A 15183-nucleotide genomic window follows, 5' to 3' on the forward strand; every position below is an offset into this window, starting at 1 on the left:
CTCCTCCGTCTCGACCACGATGCCCGGGACAGCCTAGTCGGGCCGGTCCGGGCGCCCGGACGGGTCGTCGTGCCGACGCCAGCGGCGGTACGCCGCCCGCCGCACCCCCTCCGGGACCAGCCGGTAGCCCCCGCGCACCGCCACGTTGCGGACCTCCTCCGCCGTCGTGGTGAACCCGAGCCGCCGCAGCCGCCGCTGCAGCTCGATCTCCGAGCGCAGCAGCCGTGAACCGCCCCGCCGGGAGTACGCGCCGGCCCCGACCCGGTAGAGCACGAGCGGCTCCGCGAGGTTCCGCGCCCGAGCACCGCGCGCGAGCATCCGCGCGAAGAGCCAGTAGTCCTCCATGAGCGGCAGGTCCTCGTAGCCCCCCGCGTCCCGGACGGCCGCCCGCCGGTAGACCACCGACGGGTGGTTGAACGGCGACTGGAAGCGCGAGGCGCGGTTGATGTCGACCTGGCTCAGCGGCGGCACCCGCACGACGCCGCCCGCGCCGTCGGTCGCGACGACACCCTCCGACTCGAACTCGCGGATCGCGGAGCCCACGATGTCCAACCCCGACGCGACCAGCGGCACCTGGCGCGCGAACCGCTCCGGGAGGCTGATGTCGTCCGCGTCCTGGCGGGCCACGATCTCGTGCGCGCACGCGGCGAGGCCGGCCTCGAGCGCGAGCGCCAGCCCGACGTTCTCGTCGAGCTCGGCGAGCGTCACCGGTACCCCGCACGACCCCACGAGCTCGGCGAGCGTCCGGGCGAGCGCCTCGGGGACCGGGCCGTCGCGCACGACCACGACCTGCGCCGGCACGAGCTCCTGCCCGGTCGTCACCGACTCGAAGGAGCGGCGCAGGTGCTCGGGGTCGTCGCCCCGGTACACCGGCAGCAGCACGCTGAACGGTGCGCCGACCGTCACGTATCGTCCCGGACCGCGTGCCGCACCGGTGGTTCGAGGCCCGCGACGTCGTCGGACACGGGCCCGAGCCCGTCGAGCACCTGCGACGTCGGGCGCGGGCTGCGCAGCACGCCGTCGCGCAGGCCGCGCCCGCCCGCGCGCAGCAGGACGTCGCGGCGCTCGCTGCGCACGAACGTGCGGACCCAGCGCCGCACGCTCGCGCCCGAGTAGAGCGCGCGCTCGGACGGCGAGAGAGCACCGGAGCGCGTGATCATCCAGACCTTGTTGCGCACCTCGTAGTAGAACCGCTCCCCGGGGTCGGCGTCCGTCGCGCCGAACGTCCGGGTGCGGTGCTCGACGACGCTCCCGTGCACGGCCAGACCGGTGCCGTGGAGCAGCAGCCGGGCCGAGTACTCGAAGTCGTCGTTCCAGATGAAGTAGTCCGCGACGGGGAGCCCGTGGAAGCGCACCGCTCGCGCGTCGACGAGCATCGAGACGAAAGACGAGGACCGCACCGGGGTGGCACCGGCCACGCGGGCCGCCGCGATCTGCGCGCCCGAGGCTCCGGGACGGCGGCGGGGCGTGTTCATCGGGTGGTCGCGGCCGTCGTGCCACACCACGCGGCTGCCGAGGAGCGCGACCGGGCCCGGGTAGGCGTCGCGTGCGCGCAGCAGCTCCTCGAGCGCGGTGGGCGTCGGGATCGTGTCGTCGTCCATGAGCCACACCAGATCGGCCTTCCCGGCCGCGCCCGCGGGGCCGACCGCGTGGGCGAGCCCGGCCGCGAACCCGCCCGCGCCGCCGGTGTTGCGCGCGAGGCCCAGGACCTCTGTCACGACCGGGTGCGAGCCGGCCACGGCGGCCGAGTCGTCGTCGGACGCGTTGTCGAGCACCAGCACGGCGTCGAGCGGACGGGTCTGCGCGGCGAGGGCGTCGAGCGCCTCGCGGAGCAGGTCGCGACGGTTGTAGGCCACGACGACCGCGACCACCCGTTCGCGGTGCGGCCCGGCTCGATCCGGAGTTCTCGGCTCACGTGGCACGGCGAGCAGGCTACCCGAGCGCCGGCGCGCACGGCGTATCCCCTCGCTGCGGCGACGAGCACCAGGTAGCCGCGGTCGCGTTCCCACACAACTCCTCCACCGCCTCGGCCCGCGGTCCGCGCTGACCGGCAGCACGCGGCGCCTATGCTCGGTGCCCGTGAGTTCCTCCACCCGTGCCCGCAGCAGCGACGCCACCCCCGGTCGGCCGTCGCGCGGACCCGCGCACGCCCGGAGCATCCGGACCCACCGTGCCGCGCGGGCCGTGGCCCTCGTCGCGACGGCCGCGCTCGCGTTCGGGGTCGTCGGCGGTGCCGCGGCGCTGACGAGCATCCAGGGCAACATCACCCAGTCCGGCGGGCTCGACCTCGTGGCCGACCGGCCCGACCGCACCACGCCGGACCCGGACGACCCGAACGCCGGCGAACCGCTGAACATCCTGGTCCTGGGCTCGGACGAGCGCGGCGGCGACAACGGGCACGAGGTCGCCGGGGTCGAGGGCATGCGGTCGGACACGACCGTGCTCGTGCACGTCTCGGCCGACCGCTCGCGCGTCGAGCTCGTCTCCGTCCCGCGGGACTCGCGCGTCGACGTCCCCGCGTGCAACGTCACGGGCGGCGGGACGACCGCTCCGGCCAACACCCGGTTCAACGCGGCGTTCGCCAACGGGGCGACGGCCGGCGGGGACGTCGACTCCGCCGCGGCGTGCACCATCTCGACGCTCGAGTCGCTCACCGACGTCTACGTGGACGGGTTCGTGGTCGTCGACTTCGCCGGCTTCCAGGACATGATCAGCGCCGTCGGCGGCGTCGAGATGTGCATCCCGGAGGCGATCGACAACCCGAAGGCGGACCTGAAGCTCGACGCGGGCGTGCAGAAGCTCGACGGCGAGGACGCGCTCGGGTTCGCCCGCGCGCGCTACGGCATCGGCGACGGTTCCGACCTGAGCCGCATCGGCCGCCAGCAGGAGCTCATGGCAGCGATGGCGCGCACCGTCCTGACGAAGAACGTGCTCACCGACCTCACCCAGCTCTACGGGTTCGTCGACGCGGGGACCAAGTCGCTGACGATGAGCGACAACCTGGCGTCCATCCCGAGCCTCGCCGGGCTCGCCTTCAGCCTGAAGGGCGCCAGCAGTGGCAGCATCACGTTCATGACCGTCCCGAACGCGCCCGACCCCCAGAACCCGGACGCCACGGTCGTGTGGACGCCCGAGGCCGACGACCTGTGGGCCAAGATCCGCGCGGACGAGCCGATCGCCGAACCGGCCGAGCCGTCGGAACCGATCGAGGCCGGTGCCACGGACGACGCCGGCACCGGGTCGGGCGAGGACGACGAAGCGGCCGACGCCGGGACGGACGACCAGGAGGTCGCCGACGACACCGCAGGAGAGCCCGCACCGCAGCAGACGAAGGAAGCCGGCAAGGAAGCGTTCTCCGCCGCCGACCAGACCGCGCAGTGCGGCTGAGGCGGGGGCGACGATGACCGACCCGACGCAGGACCCCCGGGCGCTCCCGCCCAGCTTCACCCCGACGGGCGGCCGTTCGCCGCGACCGTCCTCGGTCGACGACGCCATCTCCGTGGGGAACAGCGGGCGGCGGGCCGCCCCGAGGACACCGCAGCCTGCCCCCTCCGGCGACGACGCCGTGCGACCCGAGCCGCGCATCCGCCGCCAGTCCTCGCGCGAGATCCCGGTGACGCCCGCGCGCAAGGGCACCCCTCCACCGGCCCGCCCCGACCGGTCCACCCGCATCCAGCCCGACGCCGCGGCGCCCCCGCCGTCGGTCCCGCCGGCGCGCGCGCCCCGGCAGTCCGGCGCCCCGCAGCGGGTGTCGTCCGCACCGCACGGCGCCGTCCGGTCGGACACCCCGGCGCGACGCACGGCTCCCCCGACGTCCCCGCCACGGACCTCGCGTCCCGGCGGCCCGGGTGGGGGCCGGCCGCCGTCGGGCACGACCGGGCGCCCGAGCGGCGGTCGCGGGTTCCGCGTCCGGCGCGGCCGTGTCGTCGCGCTCGTCGCCGCCCTCGCCCTGGTCCTGGTCCTCGCCTGGCCCGTCGGGCTGCTGATCTGGGCCGACGGGAAGATCCAGCACGTCGACGCGCTCTCCGGAGCGCCCGGGACACCGGGCGAGACGTACCTCCTCGCCGGGTCCGACGCCCGCGGGGAGGGCATCAGCGAGGACGGGACCCAGGGAGCGCGCACCGACACCATCATGCTGCTGCACGCGCCGTCGAGCGGGCCCGTCGCCCTCATCAGCATCCCCCGCGACACCTACGCGGAGATCCCGGGCCAGGGAGCGAACAAGCTCAACGCCGCGTACGCGTGGGGCGGCCCGGCGCTGCTCGTGCAGTCCGTGGAGCAGCTCAGCGGACTGAGCGTCGACCACTACGTCGAGGTCGGCTTCGGCGGGGTCGAGGAGGTCGTGGACGCGGTCGGCGGCGTCGAGCTGTGCCTCGACTACGACGTCGACGACCCGAAGAGCGAGCTGGTGTGGACCGCGGGCTGCCACCAGGCCGACGGCAAGACCGCGCTGGCGTTCTCCCGCATGCGCTACTCGGACCCGAAGGGCGACATCGGGCGCGCCGAGCGCCAGCGTCAGGTGATCGGTGCCATCAGCTCGACCGCGGCGGACCCGAGCCTCGTGGTCGAGCCGGGCCGGCAGGTGGCGCTCGTCGACGCCGGGCTCGGGGCACTGACGGTCGACGACGACACCGGCATCATCGACCTCGGCAGGCTCGCGCTCGCGTTCCGCAAGGCCAACGGTCCCGACGGGGTCACCGGGACGCCACCCATCGGGAACCCCGACTACCGTCCGGGCGGCGTGGGGTCGACGGTGCAGCTGGACCCGGACACGGCCCCGCAGTTCTGGACCGACCTGCGCGACGGGAAGCTCGAGCCCGGCCAGGTCGGCGGCATGCCGTCCTGACCGGACCCGTCAGGCTCCGAAGCCGGTCCGCTGCTCCCCCGCGCGCGAGGTGCGCAGCCGTGCGCCCTTCGCGCGCGCCTGATCACCCAGGTCGGCCTGGAAGGCGACCATGCGTGCACGCAGGCGGGCCGCGTCGTCGTCGGCCCCGGCCGCGAGGACCCGCACCGCGAGCAGGCCGGCGTTGCGCGCGCCGCCCACGGACACGGTCGCGACCGGCACCCCGGCGGGCATCTGCACGATCGACAGCAGCGAGTCCATGCCGTCGAGGTGCCGCAGGGGCACGGGGACGCCGACGACGGGGAGCGGCGTGACGGCGGCCAGCATCCCCGGCAGGTGCGCCGCTCCGCCGGCGCCCGCGACGATCACGCGCAGCCCGCGCTCGGCCGCCGTGCGGCCGTACTCGATCATCTCGGCCGGCATGCGGTGCGCGGAGACGACGTCGACCTCGACGGGCACGTCGAACTCGGCGAGCGCGTCCGCCGCCGCCTCCATGACGGGCCAGTCCGAGTCGGACCCCATGACGATGCCGACGACCGGGTGCTCGCTCATGATCGGGTCTCCCTCGTGGTGGTCACGCTCGTGGTCACAGGTCCTCGCCCCGCAGGATCGCCGCAGCCGCGGCCGCCCGACGGCGCACCTCGGGCAGGTCGTCGCCGCTGACGTTGACGTGGCCCAGCTTGCGGCCGGGACGCACGCCCTTGCCGTACAGGTTCACGCGGGCGTCCGGGTGGGCGCCCAGCACGGCGGGCAGCGCGTCGGTCAGCTCGTCGAGCGTGGAACCCAGCACGTTGGCCATGACCGTCCACCGGGCCGTCGGCGACGTGTCCCCCAGCGGCAGGTCCAGCACGGCGCGCAGGTGCTGCTCGAACTGGCTCGTCGTGGCGCCGTCGATGGTCCAGTGGCCGGAGTTGTGCGGGCGCATCGCGAGCTCGTTGACGACGATGCGCGACGACGTCGCGTCCCCGCTCGGCTCCGTCCCCACGGACCGTGGCGCCTCGACCTCGAACATCTCCACCGCGAGGACACCGGTCACGCCGAGGCCCTCGGCGATGCGCACGGCCACGTCACGCGCGCGCTCGGCGTCCGCCGCGGAGAGCTCCGGGGCCGGGGCGATCACCTCCGCGCACACTCCGTCGCGCTGGATCGACTCGACGACGGGCCAGGTGCGCACCTCGCCCGCGCCGTCGACCCCGCCGGAGGGCCGGCGGGCGACGAGCACCGCGAGCTCGCGCGTGAACGGCACCTTCTCCTCGACCAGCAGCGCGGGGCCGCCCGCCGCGGCCGCGTCGATCCAGCCCGCGACCTGGTCGGCGCCGCCGTCCGCGGTGCGCACGACGCGCACGCCCTTGCCGTCGTACCCGCCGCGCGACGTCTTGACGACGGCCTCGCCACCGACCGCGGCGAGGAAGTCCGCGAGAGCCGCCCGGGCGGCGTCGGGCTCGAGGGGCAGCTCTGCCCAGCGCGGGCACGGGGAACCCAGGGCGGTGAGGCGGCGACGCATGACGATCTTGTCCTGCGCGTGCACGAGCGCGTCCGGGCCGGGCCGAACAGGCGTGCCGTGCGCGCGGAGGTCGGCGAGGAGGTCGTTCGGGACGTGCTCGTGCTCGAACGTGAGCACGTCCGCCGTGGGGCCGCCGTCCGGGGCGAGGAGGGAGCGGATCGCCGCCTCGTCCGACGCGGCACCCACGGGGGCGTCGGTCACGACCTGGGCCGCCGCAGTGTCCGGTCCCTCCACGAGCACCCGCAGGTGCACGCCGAGCTCCCCGGCCGCGGGGGCCATCATCCGTGCGAGCTGTCCGCCGCCGACCACGGCGATCACTGGTGCTGCCACGTGAACCCACCCTAGTACCTCACGGTGCAGGGGGTAGCCTCGTCGGATGACGAGCGACCTCGGCCGGCGGACCGCCGTGCCACCGCGGGACGAGACCCGGCGGGTCCGTCTCGCAGCGCGGGTGCGGGAGCTCGCGAAGTTCGGCTCGGTCGGCGCGGTCGCCTACGTCGTCGACCTGGGGCTGTTCAACCTGCTCAGCTTCGGTCCCGGCGAGGTCCTCGGCCACAAGCCGTTGACCGCGAAGATCGTCTCCGTCGCGGTGGCGACGCTGGTCGCGTGGATCGGCAACCGCTACTGGACCTTCGCGGACCGCCGCAGCCCGTCGCGCGGACGCGAGCTCGCGGCGTTCGTCGTCGTGAACCTGGGCGGCATGCTCATCGCGGTGGGGTGCCTCGCGATCTCCACGTACGCGCTCGGCCTCACCTCACCGCTCGCGAAGAACGTCTCCGCCAACGTGGTGGGCCTCGCGCTCGGCACCGCGTTCCGCTACCTGGCGTACCGGAGCTTCGTCTTCACCGGCACGAGCCCCGAGCGGACCGCCCCGCCACGCACGCTCTGAGGGATGTCGAGCACGACGCCGTCAGTCCCGGCGGCGTCGCCGCCGACGACGCGGTGTGGGGACCGCCCGCCCGGTCGGCAGGACCACGCGCGGGTCGAGCCGCTTCGGCACACCCGCCAGGAACAGCGCGAAGACCGGCGGGCGGCGCTGCGCGAGCTCGAGCCGCCCGCCGTCCGCCGCTGCCAGGTCGCGCGCGAGGGAGAGCCCCAGGCCCGTCCCCGCGCCCGACGTGACCTCGCGCTCGAAGATCCGCGGCGCGAGGTCGTCCGGCACCCCGGCACCCTCGTCCGTCACCTCGATCACCACGGCACCGCTCGTGCCGGACGGACGGGCCCGGACCGTCGTCGTGCCGTCGCCGTGCTTGAGCGAGTTCTCGATGAGGGTCGCGAGCACCTGCGCGAGCGCGCCCGGCGTCGCGAGCACCCGGGTCTGCGCCGGGATGTCGAGGGCGAGCGAGCGTCCCGCCTTGGTGAAGGTCGGGACCCACTCCTCCTCCTGCTGGTGCACGACCTCCAGCAGGTCGACGGCCTCCGTCGTGCCGCCGTGGGCACGCCGCGAGGACGACAGCAGGTCGTCGACGACCCCGACGAGCCGCTCGACCTGCTCGAGCGAGATCCTCGCCTCCTCCTGGACCGCCTCGTCGTCGGACGCCATCGAGATCTCCTCGAGGCGCATGCTCAGGGCCGTCAGCGGGGTGCGCAGCTGGTGCGACGCGTCCGCCGCGAACTGACGCTCCGCGGCGAGACGTCCCGCGAGGCGGTCCGAGCTGCGCGCGAGCTCCGCGGCGACGAGGTCGATCTCCTCCACGCCCGACGGCTCGAGCCGGGGCCGCACCTGACCGGACCCGATCTGCTCGGCCGACGCCGCGAGGTACACGAGCGGCGCGGAGAGGCGGTTCGCCTGCCAGACCGCCATGCCGATGCCCGCGGCGAACGCGACGATCGACGCGGCGACCACGAGGAGCACGATCTGCAACGCCCGCAGGTACGCGTCCCAGTAGGAGATGGTGAGCGTGACGACGGTGCTCGTGTCCGTCCGCGACGGCTGCTCGATGACCTGGCCGGTGACCTCCTCGCCGGCGCGCAGCTGCGTGCCGTCGGGGAGCTGGACGAACACGTGGGCCGGGATGGCGCTGCTGGACGGCTGGACGGCGTCCTCGACGAGGTAGTCCGGGATCTCCTCGCCCCGCCCGAGCCTGCCGTCGATGCTGGCACCGAGGCGCTGGACGCGGGCGTCGAGGTCCTCACGCTCCCCGTCCAGCACGAACTGCGCGCCGAAGAAAGCCAGAGGGAATCCCAGCAGGACGACCGCCAGTGCGACGGCCGCGACCGTCGCCTGCAGCACCCGACGACGCACGCTGCTCCTCGACTCCCCGCGCTCGCCGACCGGAGCGGTCAGCTCTCCGTGGTCTCGAAGCGGAAGCCGAGCCCGCGGACCGTCGAGATGTAGCGCGGCGCGTTCGCGTCGTCGCCGAGCTTGCGACGCAGCCACGACACGTGCATGTCGAGCGTCTTGGTCGACCCGACGGGCTCGGAGCCCCAGACCTCGCGCATCAGCACGTCGCGACCGACGACGGAGCCCGCCCCGGCCACGAGGACGCGCAGCAGCTCGAACTCCTTGGTCGTCAGGTGCAGCTCGCGATCACCCTGGAAGGCGCGGTGCGCGGCGACGTCGACACGCACGTCCTGCGCCGCCACCTCCTCCTCGTCCCCGGGTTCTCCGTGGCTGCGGCGCAGCAGCGCCCGCACGCGGGCGAGGAGCTCGGCCAGCCGGAAGGGCTTCGTCACGTAGTCGTCCGCACCGGCGTCCAGGCCCACGACGAGGTCGACCTCGTCCGCGCGCGCGGTGAGCACCAGCACCGGTGTGGTCAGGCCCTTGTGACGGATCTCTCGAGCCACGTCGAGACCGTCCATGTCCGGCAGCCCGAGGTCCAGGACGACGATGTCGGCGGCACCGGCGGCGTCGACGGCTCCTTGACCAGTTCCTTGGACGACCACGTCGTAACCCTCACGTGTCAACGCACGGGCCAAAGGTTCGGCAATTGCCGGGTCGTCCTCGGCTAGCAGTACGTGGGTCATTCGCTCATGCTAGGGCATCCGTACGACTTTGGCCGTATTCCTCCGAGGCCTCCCTGCGACCCCGGGCTGACGCGCTCGTGACCCGCTCTGCCTAGGCTGACGGCATGGGATGGTACGAGCGGCTCGGGCAGTGGTCCGACGCCCACCGGTTCGGGGTGGACCTCGCCCTGACGCTGGTCTGCGCGACCGTTCTCGTGCCCGCGTCGATCGCGGTGGACACCGTCGGCTACGACCGGGGCTGGGCCGGCCTGTGGGCCGTCCTGGTGCTCGCCCCCCTCCCGTGGCGCCGGGTGCGCCCCGTCGCCTCGTCGGTCGCGGTGTACTCGGTCGCGCTCGCCCACCTGCTCGCCGGGTTCGTCACGATCTTCCCTGCCGACGTGGCCGTCCTGGTCGCCCTGTACTCGGTGACCGTCTACGGGCCACGCTGGGCGCACCGCACGGCGATCGTCTCCTCCCTCGTCGGCGCGCTCGCTCTCGGGGGCGCCCTCGGCGTCGAGACGGGAGACCTCGGTTCCGCCGCGGCCGTGGTCTTCTTCGCGACCACGCTCGGCGGGACGACGTTCCTCGCCGTGTGGGCGTTCGGCCTCGTGCGGCGCTCGCGCCGCGAGACGATCGCGGCGCTCGTCGGCCGGGCCGAACGGCTCGAGGTCGAGCGCGACCAGCAGGCGCAGATCGCCACGGCCGCCGAGCGTGCGCGCATCGCTCGCGAGATGCACGACATCGTGGCCCACTCGCTGTCGGTCGTCATCGCGCAGGCCGACGGCGGTCGGTACGCCGCGGCGACCGACCCGGCGGCGGCAGAGCGAGCGCTGACCACCGTGGCCGAGACCGGGCGCGCCGCGCTCGCGGACATGCGACGGCTGCTGGGGGTGCTGCGCGCCGAAGAGCCGCGCGGCGCCGGGGCCGGCCCGTCCGCCGGACCGCCGCTGCCGGGTGCCCCGACGACGGTGCCGGCCGCCCTCGCGCGTGCGCCGCAGCCGGACACCGCAGACCTCGACACCCTCGTGGTCCAGGTCCGCCAGAGCGGGCTGCGTGTCTCCCTCGTGCGCGTCGGGACGCCGCGCACCCTGCCCCCCGGCGCCGGACTGACGGTCTACCGCGTGTGCCAGGAGGCGCTGACCAACGTGCTCAAGCACGCAGGCCCGGATCCTGCGGTGACGGTCGTCGTGCGCTGGGGCGCGCGCACGCTCGAGCTCGACGTGGACGACGACGGCCGCGGCGCGGCAGCGAGCGCCGACGTGGACCGCCCCGCGGGCTTCGGGCTGCTCGGGATGCGCGAGCGTGCCGCGCTGTTCGGCGGCACCGTGTCCGTCGGGCCACGACCGGGAGGGGGCTTCCGGGTCCGTCTGGACCTCCCGCTGCCTCCGTCCGCACGGCCCTCGGTGCCGCCCCCTCCCCCGGGACCGAGCACCACGACCGGACCCGACGCCGCGGCGTCGGGCACCACGTCTGCGACCGGCCCGCCCGGGCCCGGCGACGCCCGAACCGACAGGACACCATGACCGAGAACCTCCCCGCTCCCGCCGTCGACACCGGTGCGCCGGTGCGCGTCGCGCTCGTCGACGACCAGCAGCTCGTGCGCGCGGGCTTCCGCATGGTCATCGACTCCCAGCCGGACCTCGAGGTGACGCTCGAGGCGGGGGACGGGCTGCAGGCGCTGCGGCTGCTCGCGGACCACCCCGTCGACGTCGTGCTGATGGACGTGCGGATGCCGAACCTCGACGGGCTCCAGACGACCGCTCGCATCACCGCCGCGGCGGACGCGGCAGGCGGTGGGGGTGGCGCCCCCGTGCCGCGGGTGATCGTGCTGACGACGTTCGACCTCGACGAGTACGTGCTCGAGTCGATCCGCGCGGGCGCGAGCGGGTTCCTGCTCAAGGACGCGCCGCCCGAGGAGATGCTCGCGGCGATCCGCACGGTGCACCGCGGCGACGCGGTGATCGCGCCGTCGTCCACACGGCGGCTGCTGGAGCACCTGGTCACGGTGCTCCCGGCCGAGGACGTCGAGGACTCGCCCGCGCACACCGCGGTCGCCGGGCTGACGGACCGCGAGCGGGAGGTGCTCGTGCTCATGGCCCGGGGGCGCTCGAACACGGAGATCGGGGGCGACCTGTTCGTCGCCGAGGCGACGGTCAAGACGCACGTCGGCCGCATCCTGGCGAAGCTCGGCGCACGCGACCGCGTGCAGGCGGTGGTGACGGCGTACGAGACGGGCCTGGTCCGTCCGGGCACCTGACCCTGCCGCGAGCGCTCGGTGAGCCCGGTGCTGACAGGTCGTGGGTGGGATGACGGGGTGTACGACCACGGGATGATCTGCCGGCCAGGGACGCCACCCTCTCGTCCGACGCGGCCACGGCGCGGGTGTCCGTAGCGTCGTCGGCGAGCCCGGCAGACCGGCCCGACGGCGGACGCCGTCGAGCCGCACCGATCACTCACCGCAACCCGACCCGCAGACCCCAGCTGGAGACGACGTGGACACGACCGTGTACCGACCCCTCGACCCCGCGGACCCCGCCGACGCCGCGGGCACGCCGGCGGCCGGCCCGCCCGCGGTGCGCGCCCGCTCGCTGCGCAAGACCTACGGCACGGGCGAGGCTGCGGTCCACGCGCTCGACGGTGTCGACGTCGACTTCGAGCAGGGCCACTTCACCGCGATCATGGGCCCGTCCGGCTCGGGCAAGTCGACGCTCATGCACCTGCTCGCCGGGCTCGACACCGCCACGGGCGGGCACGCGTTCGTCGGCGGGACCGAGGTCACGGGCCTCGGCGACGACGACCTGACACGACTGCGCCGCGACCGCGTCGGGTTCGTGTTCCAGTCGTTCAACCTCCTGCCGATGTTCACGGCGAAGCAGAACATCACGCTGCCGGTCGAGCTCGCGGGCAGGACGGTCGACACCGCGTGGCTCGACACGCTCGTGCGCACCCTGGGCCTCGGCGCACGCCTCGAGCACCGCCCGTCCGAGCTCTCCGGCGGCCAGCAGCAGCGCGTCGCCATCGCCCGCGCGCTCATCGCCCAGCCCGACGTCGTGTTCGCCGACGAGCCGACCGGCAACCTCGACTCCCGCTCGGGGGCCGAGGTGCTGAGCTTCCTGCGCCGCAGCGTCCGCGAGCTGAGCCGCACGATCATCATGGTCACCCACGACCCGACGGCCGCCGCGTACGCGGACCGCGTCGTCCTGATCGCGGACGGCCGTATCGCCGGCGACATCGCCGACCCGACGCCGGAGTCCGTCCTGGCCGGTCTCGACGCGCTGCGCACGCTCGAGCTGCCCGACGGCGACCGGTCCGACAAGGCGGTGCGCGCCTGATGCTCCGCCTCACCCTGGCGCAGATGCGCCGCAGCACGGGACGCCTCGCGGCGGCCGGCGTCGCGATCCTCATCGGGACCGCGTTCGTCGCGGCCACGCTCCTGGCGGGCGGGGTCCTGACCCGGACGACGAACGACGCGATCGCCGCCCGGTTCGCCGACTCCGACCTGGTCATGGGTGGCCCCCAGGCGTTCGCACCGCAGGACGCGGACGCGATCCGCGCGGTCGACGGCGTCGCCGCGGCCGAGCCGGTCACGGCGACGTCCGTCGCGCTGGAGGCGGGCAGCCGGACCGTGTACCAGATGGCGGTGCCCGCTCCGTCGGACCCGCGGTTCGACCCGCTCGAGGTCGTCGAGGGTGCCCTGCCGAGCGGGCCGGGACAGATCGCCGTCCCGCAGGACGTCGCCGATCGTCTGGGACTGGCCCTCGGCGACGAGGTCGCGAACGTGCGCTACGTGTGGGACGAGACCGACCCGGAGGCCGACGCCGAGGAGGTGCGCGACGAGCTCACGGTCGTCGGGACGCTCGACGACCCGTACGGCGCGTACGCGCAGATGGGCGGTGCCGCGGTCGTGTCCGCGCAGGACGCCGCGACGTGGGCCGAGGAGGAGGGGGACGACGGCACGGCGCCCGCCGTCATGGTCGCGCTCGACGACGACGCGTCGCTCGAGGCGGTGCGCGCGGACCTGCTCGCGGCCTCCCCGCAGGACGCGACCGCCCAGACACCGGACGAGTACGCGCAGGAGGCCGCCGCGGCCCAGACCGGCGGCGAGGAGGTCTTCACGTACGTGATCCTCGCGTTCGCCGCCGTCGCCCTCGTCGTCGCCGCGCTCGTCATCGCGAACACGTTCCAGGTGCTCGTCGCCCAGCGCACGCGCACCCTCGCGCTGCTGCGGGCGGTCGGCGCGAACCGCCGCCAGCTCGCCCGCTCGGTGCTGACCGAGGCGACGATCCTCGGCGTGCTGTCGTCGCTCGCCGGCCTCGTCGTCGGCGCGGGGCTCGTCCAGGTCGCGCTCCTCGTCGCGCGGGGCGCCGACCTCGGCGTCCCGCTCCCCACGACGGTGACGATCACGCCCGCCGTGGTCCTCGTGCCGGTGCTGGTCGGGACCTTCGTGACGGTCCTCGCGTCGTTCGCCCCCGCGCGCGCCGCGACGCGCGTCTCGCCGCTCGAGGCCCTGCGCCCCGCCGACGCCCCGCGCGCGGGCTCGGGCGCGGGACGCGTGCGGCTCGTGCTCTCCCTGCTGCTCACGGTCGGCGGGTTCGCGCTGCTCGCCGGCGGCGTCGCGCTCGGCATGAGCGGGTCGCCCGACGTCGGGCTGCTCGCGGGCGTGCTCGGCGGCGCGCTGTCGTTCGTCGGTGTGGTGCTCGGCGCCGTGTTCTGGCTGCCGCGCGTCGTGGGGGTCGTGGGGCGGCTGCTCGCCCGCACCGGCCCGACGGCGCGGCTGGCGACGGCGAACACGCTGCGCAACCCGCGTCGCACCACGGCGACGAGCACCGCGCTGCTCATCGGGGTCACGCTCGTGGCGATGATGTCCACCGGTGCGGCGAGCGCGCGCACGAGCCTGAGCGCCGCGCTCGACGACCAGTACCCCGTCGACGTCATGGTGATCGGGAACGGCGCCGACGGCACCGTGCCGCAGGACGTCGTCGCCGCCGTGACGGCGGTCGAGGGCGTCGACGACGTCGTGCCCGCGACGGACCTGTACGCCGAGCTGCCGGACGGCTGGGGGCTGGCACCGACGGCCGTCGACCCGACGGAGGCCGCCGGCGTCGTACGCTCGCCCGACACGATCGCCGGCCTCGAGCCCGGCACCCTCCTGGTCCCCGAGGGAGAGCTGCAGAACGCGGGTCTCCGGGTCGGGGAGACGACCCGGCTCACGGGCCCGGACGGCCAGACGCTCGACGTCGTGGTCGCCCTCGGCAGCTCCGAGACGAGCCTGCTCACCACGCAGGACGCGCGCGCGCTCGCCCCGGACGCGACGACCACCCGGCTGTGGGTGTCCGTCGACGACCCGTCCGACACGGACGTCGTGGCGGCGGTCCAGGACGCCGTCGCCGAGTCCGGCACACCCGTCGAGGTCGTGGGCGCGGTCGTGGAGCGCGCGGCGATGCAGAGCGTCGTCGACACGATGCTCGCGGTCGTCGTCGGCCTGCTGGGGGTCGCCGTCGTGATCGCGCTCATCGGCGTGGCGAACACGCTCTCGCTGTCCGTCATCGAGCGTCGTCGCGAGTCGGCGACGCTGCGCGCGATCGGGCTGAGCCGGCGCCGCCTGCGGTGGCTGCTCGCGATGGAGGGCATGCTCATCGCCGGGGTCGGCGCCGTGCTCGGGATCGCGCTGGGCGTCGTCTACGGGTGGGCGGGCGCGGCCACCGCGCTGAGCCTCCTGGGGGACGTGTCGTTCGCCGTGCCGTGGCGCGACGTGGCGATCGTCCTGGTCGTCGCGCTCGCCGCCGGGTTCCTGGCGTCCGTGGTGCCCGGGCGCACGGCCGCCCGCACCTCCCCGGTCGCGGCGCTCGCCGTGGACTGACGCCACGGTCGACCACACCCCGCGCGCCCC

Annotated in this window: 13 protein-coding genes; 7 read left to right on the forward strand and 6 right to left on the reverse strand. The window is 74.9% G+C overall.

Going from position 1 to position 15183, the window contains the following annotated elements:
• Nucleotides 1-33: 33 nt before the first annotated feature.
• A complete protein-coding gene (locus IF651_RS14180) occupies nt 34-906 on the reverse strand; it encodes a glycosyltransferase (RefSeq protein WP_191829789.1) in 873 nt (290 codons plus the stop codon).
• The gene (locus IF651_RS14185) at nt 903-1922 is read right to left on the reverse strand and encodes a glycosyltransferase (protein ID WP_338403975.1); all 1020 of its coding nucleotides are present in this window, start codon (nt 1920-1922) and stop codon (nt 903-905) included. Before IF651_RS14185 ends, IF651_RS14180 begins: the two co-directional genes overlap by 4 nt.
• Before the next feature lie 157 nt (nt 1923-2079).
• Here IF651_RS14185 and IF651_RS14190 point away from each other — a divergent pair, with 157 nt between their 5' ends.
• Together IF651_RS14190 and IF651_RS14195 are read left to right on the forward strand one after the other, a co-directional pair.
• Entirely contained in the window at nt 2080-3387 is a 1308-nt protein-coding gene (locus IF651_RS14190; protein WP_338403976.1) for an LCP family protein, read from the forward strand.
• Nucleotides 3388-3400: 13 nt separating this feature from the next.
• Nucleotides 3401-4846, forward strand: coding sequence for an LCP family protein (locus IF651_RS14195; RefSeq protein WP_191829791.1), 1446 nt, complete (start codon nt 3401-3403; stop codon nt 4844-4846).
• Nucleotides 4847-4855: 9 nt separating this feature from the next.
• Here IF651_RS14195 and purE read toward each other — a convergent pair whose 3' ends face one another.
• Nucleotides 4856-5395: a 5-(carboxyamino)imidazole ribonucleotide mutase gene (gene purE / locus IF651_RS14200; protein ID WP_191829792.1), complete on the reverse strand. Its 540-nt coding sequence runs from the start codon at nt 5393-5395 to the stop codon at nt 4856-4858.
• Nucleotides 5396-5429: 34 nt separating this feature from the next.
• Nucleotides 5430-6677, reverse strand: a complete 1248-nt coding sequence (locus tag IF651_RS14205) for a 5-(carboxyamino)imidazole ribonucleotide synthase (RefSeq protein WP_191829793.1) — start codon at nt 6675-6677, stop codon at nt 5430-5432.
• A 46-nt stretch (nt 6678-6723) separates the two neighbouring features.
• Here IF651_RS14205 and IF651_RS14210 point away from each other — a divergent pair, with 46 nt between their 5' ends.
• Nucleotides 6724-7236 (forward strand): GtrA family protein, encoded by a 513-nt coding sequence (locus IF651_RS14210; protein ID WP_191829794.1) that lies wholly within the window; start codon nt 6724-6726, stop codon nt 7234-7236.
• Nucleotides 7237-7257: 21 nt separating this feature from the next.
• Here the strand turns inward: IF651_RS14210 and IF651_RS14215 are convergent, their stop codons facing one another.
• Together IF651_RS14215 and IF651_RS14220 are read right to left on the reverse strand one after the other, a co-directional pair.
• Nucleotides 7258-8592 carry an ATP-binding protein gene (locus IF651_RS14215; RefSeq protein ID WP_191829795.1) on the reverse strand — a complete coding sequence of 445 codons (1335 nt, stop codon included), beginning with the start codon at nt 8590-8592 and terminating at the stop codon, nt 7258-7260.
• 38 nt (nt 8593-8630) lie between these two features.
• Nucleotides 8631-9314: a response regulator transcription factor gene (locus IF651_RS14220; protein WP_191829796.1), complete on the reverse strand. Its 684-nt coding sequence runs from the start codon at nt 9312-9314 to the stop codon at nt 8631-8633.
• A 104-nt stretch (nt 9315-9418) separates the two neighbouring features.
• Here IF651_RS14220 and IF651_RS14225 point away from each other — a divergent pair, with 104 nt between their 5' ends.
• From IF651_RS14225 to IF651_RS14240, 4 genes are all read left to right on the forward strand, one after another.
• Nucleotides 9419-10816 (forward strand): sensor histidine kinase, encoded by a 1398-nt coding sequence (locus IF651_RS14225; protein ID WP_191829797.1) that lies wholly within the window; start codon nt 9419-9421, stop codon nt 10814-10816.
• Nucleotides 10813-11550 (forward strand): response regulator, encoded by a 738-nt coding sequence (locus tag IF651_RS14230; protein WP_191829798.1) that lies wholly within the window; start codon nt 10813-10815, stop codon nt 11548-11550. Before IF651_RS14225 ends, IF651_RS14230 begins: the two co-directional genes overlap by 4 nt.
• Before the next feature lie 235 nt (nt 11551-11785).
• A complete protein-coding gene (locus IF651_RS14235; RefSeq protein WP_191829799.1) occupies nt 11786-12625 on the forward strand; it encodes an ATP-binding cassette domain-containing protein in 840 nt (279 codons plus the stop codon).
• A complete protein-coding gene (locus tag IF651_RS14240; RefSeq protein WP_191829800.1) occupies nt 12625-15153 on the forward strand; it encodes an ABC transporter permease in 2529 nt (842 codons plus the stop codon). The genes IF651_RS14235 and IF651_RS14240 overlap by 1 nt, the downstream gene beginning before the upstream one ends.
• Nucleotides 15154-15183 lie beyond the last annotated feature (30 nt).

Origin of the sequence: Cellulosimicrobium arenosum (assembly GCF_014837295.1) — a bacterium.
GTDB classification, from domain to species: domain Bacteria; phylum Actinomycetota; class Actinomycetes; order Actinomycetales; family Cellulomonadaceae; genus Cellulosimicrobium; species Cellulosimicrobium arenosum.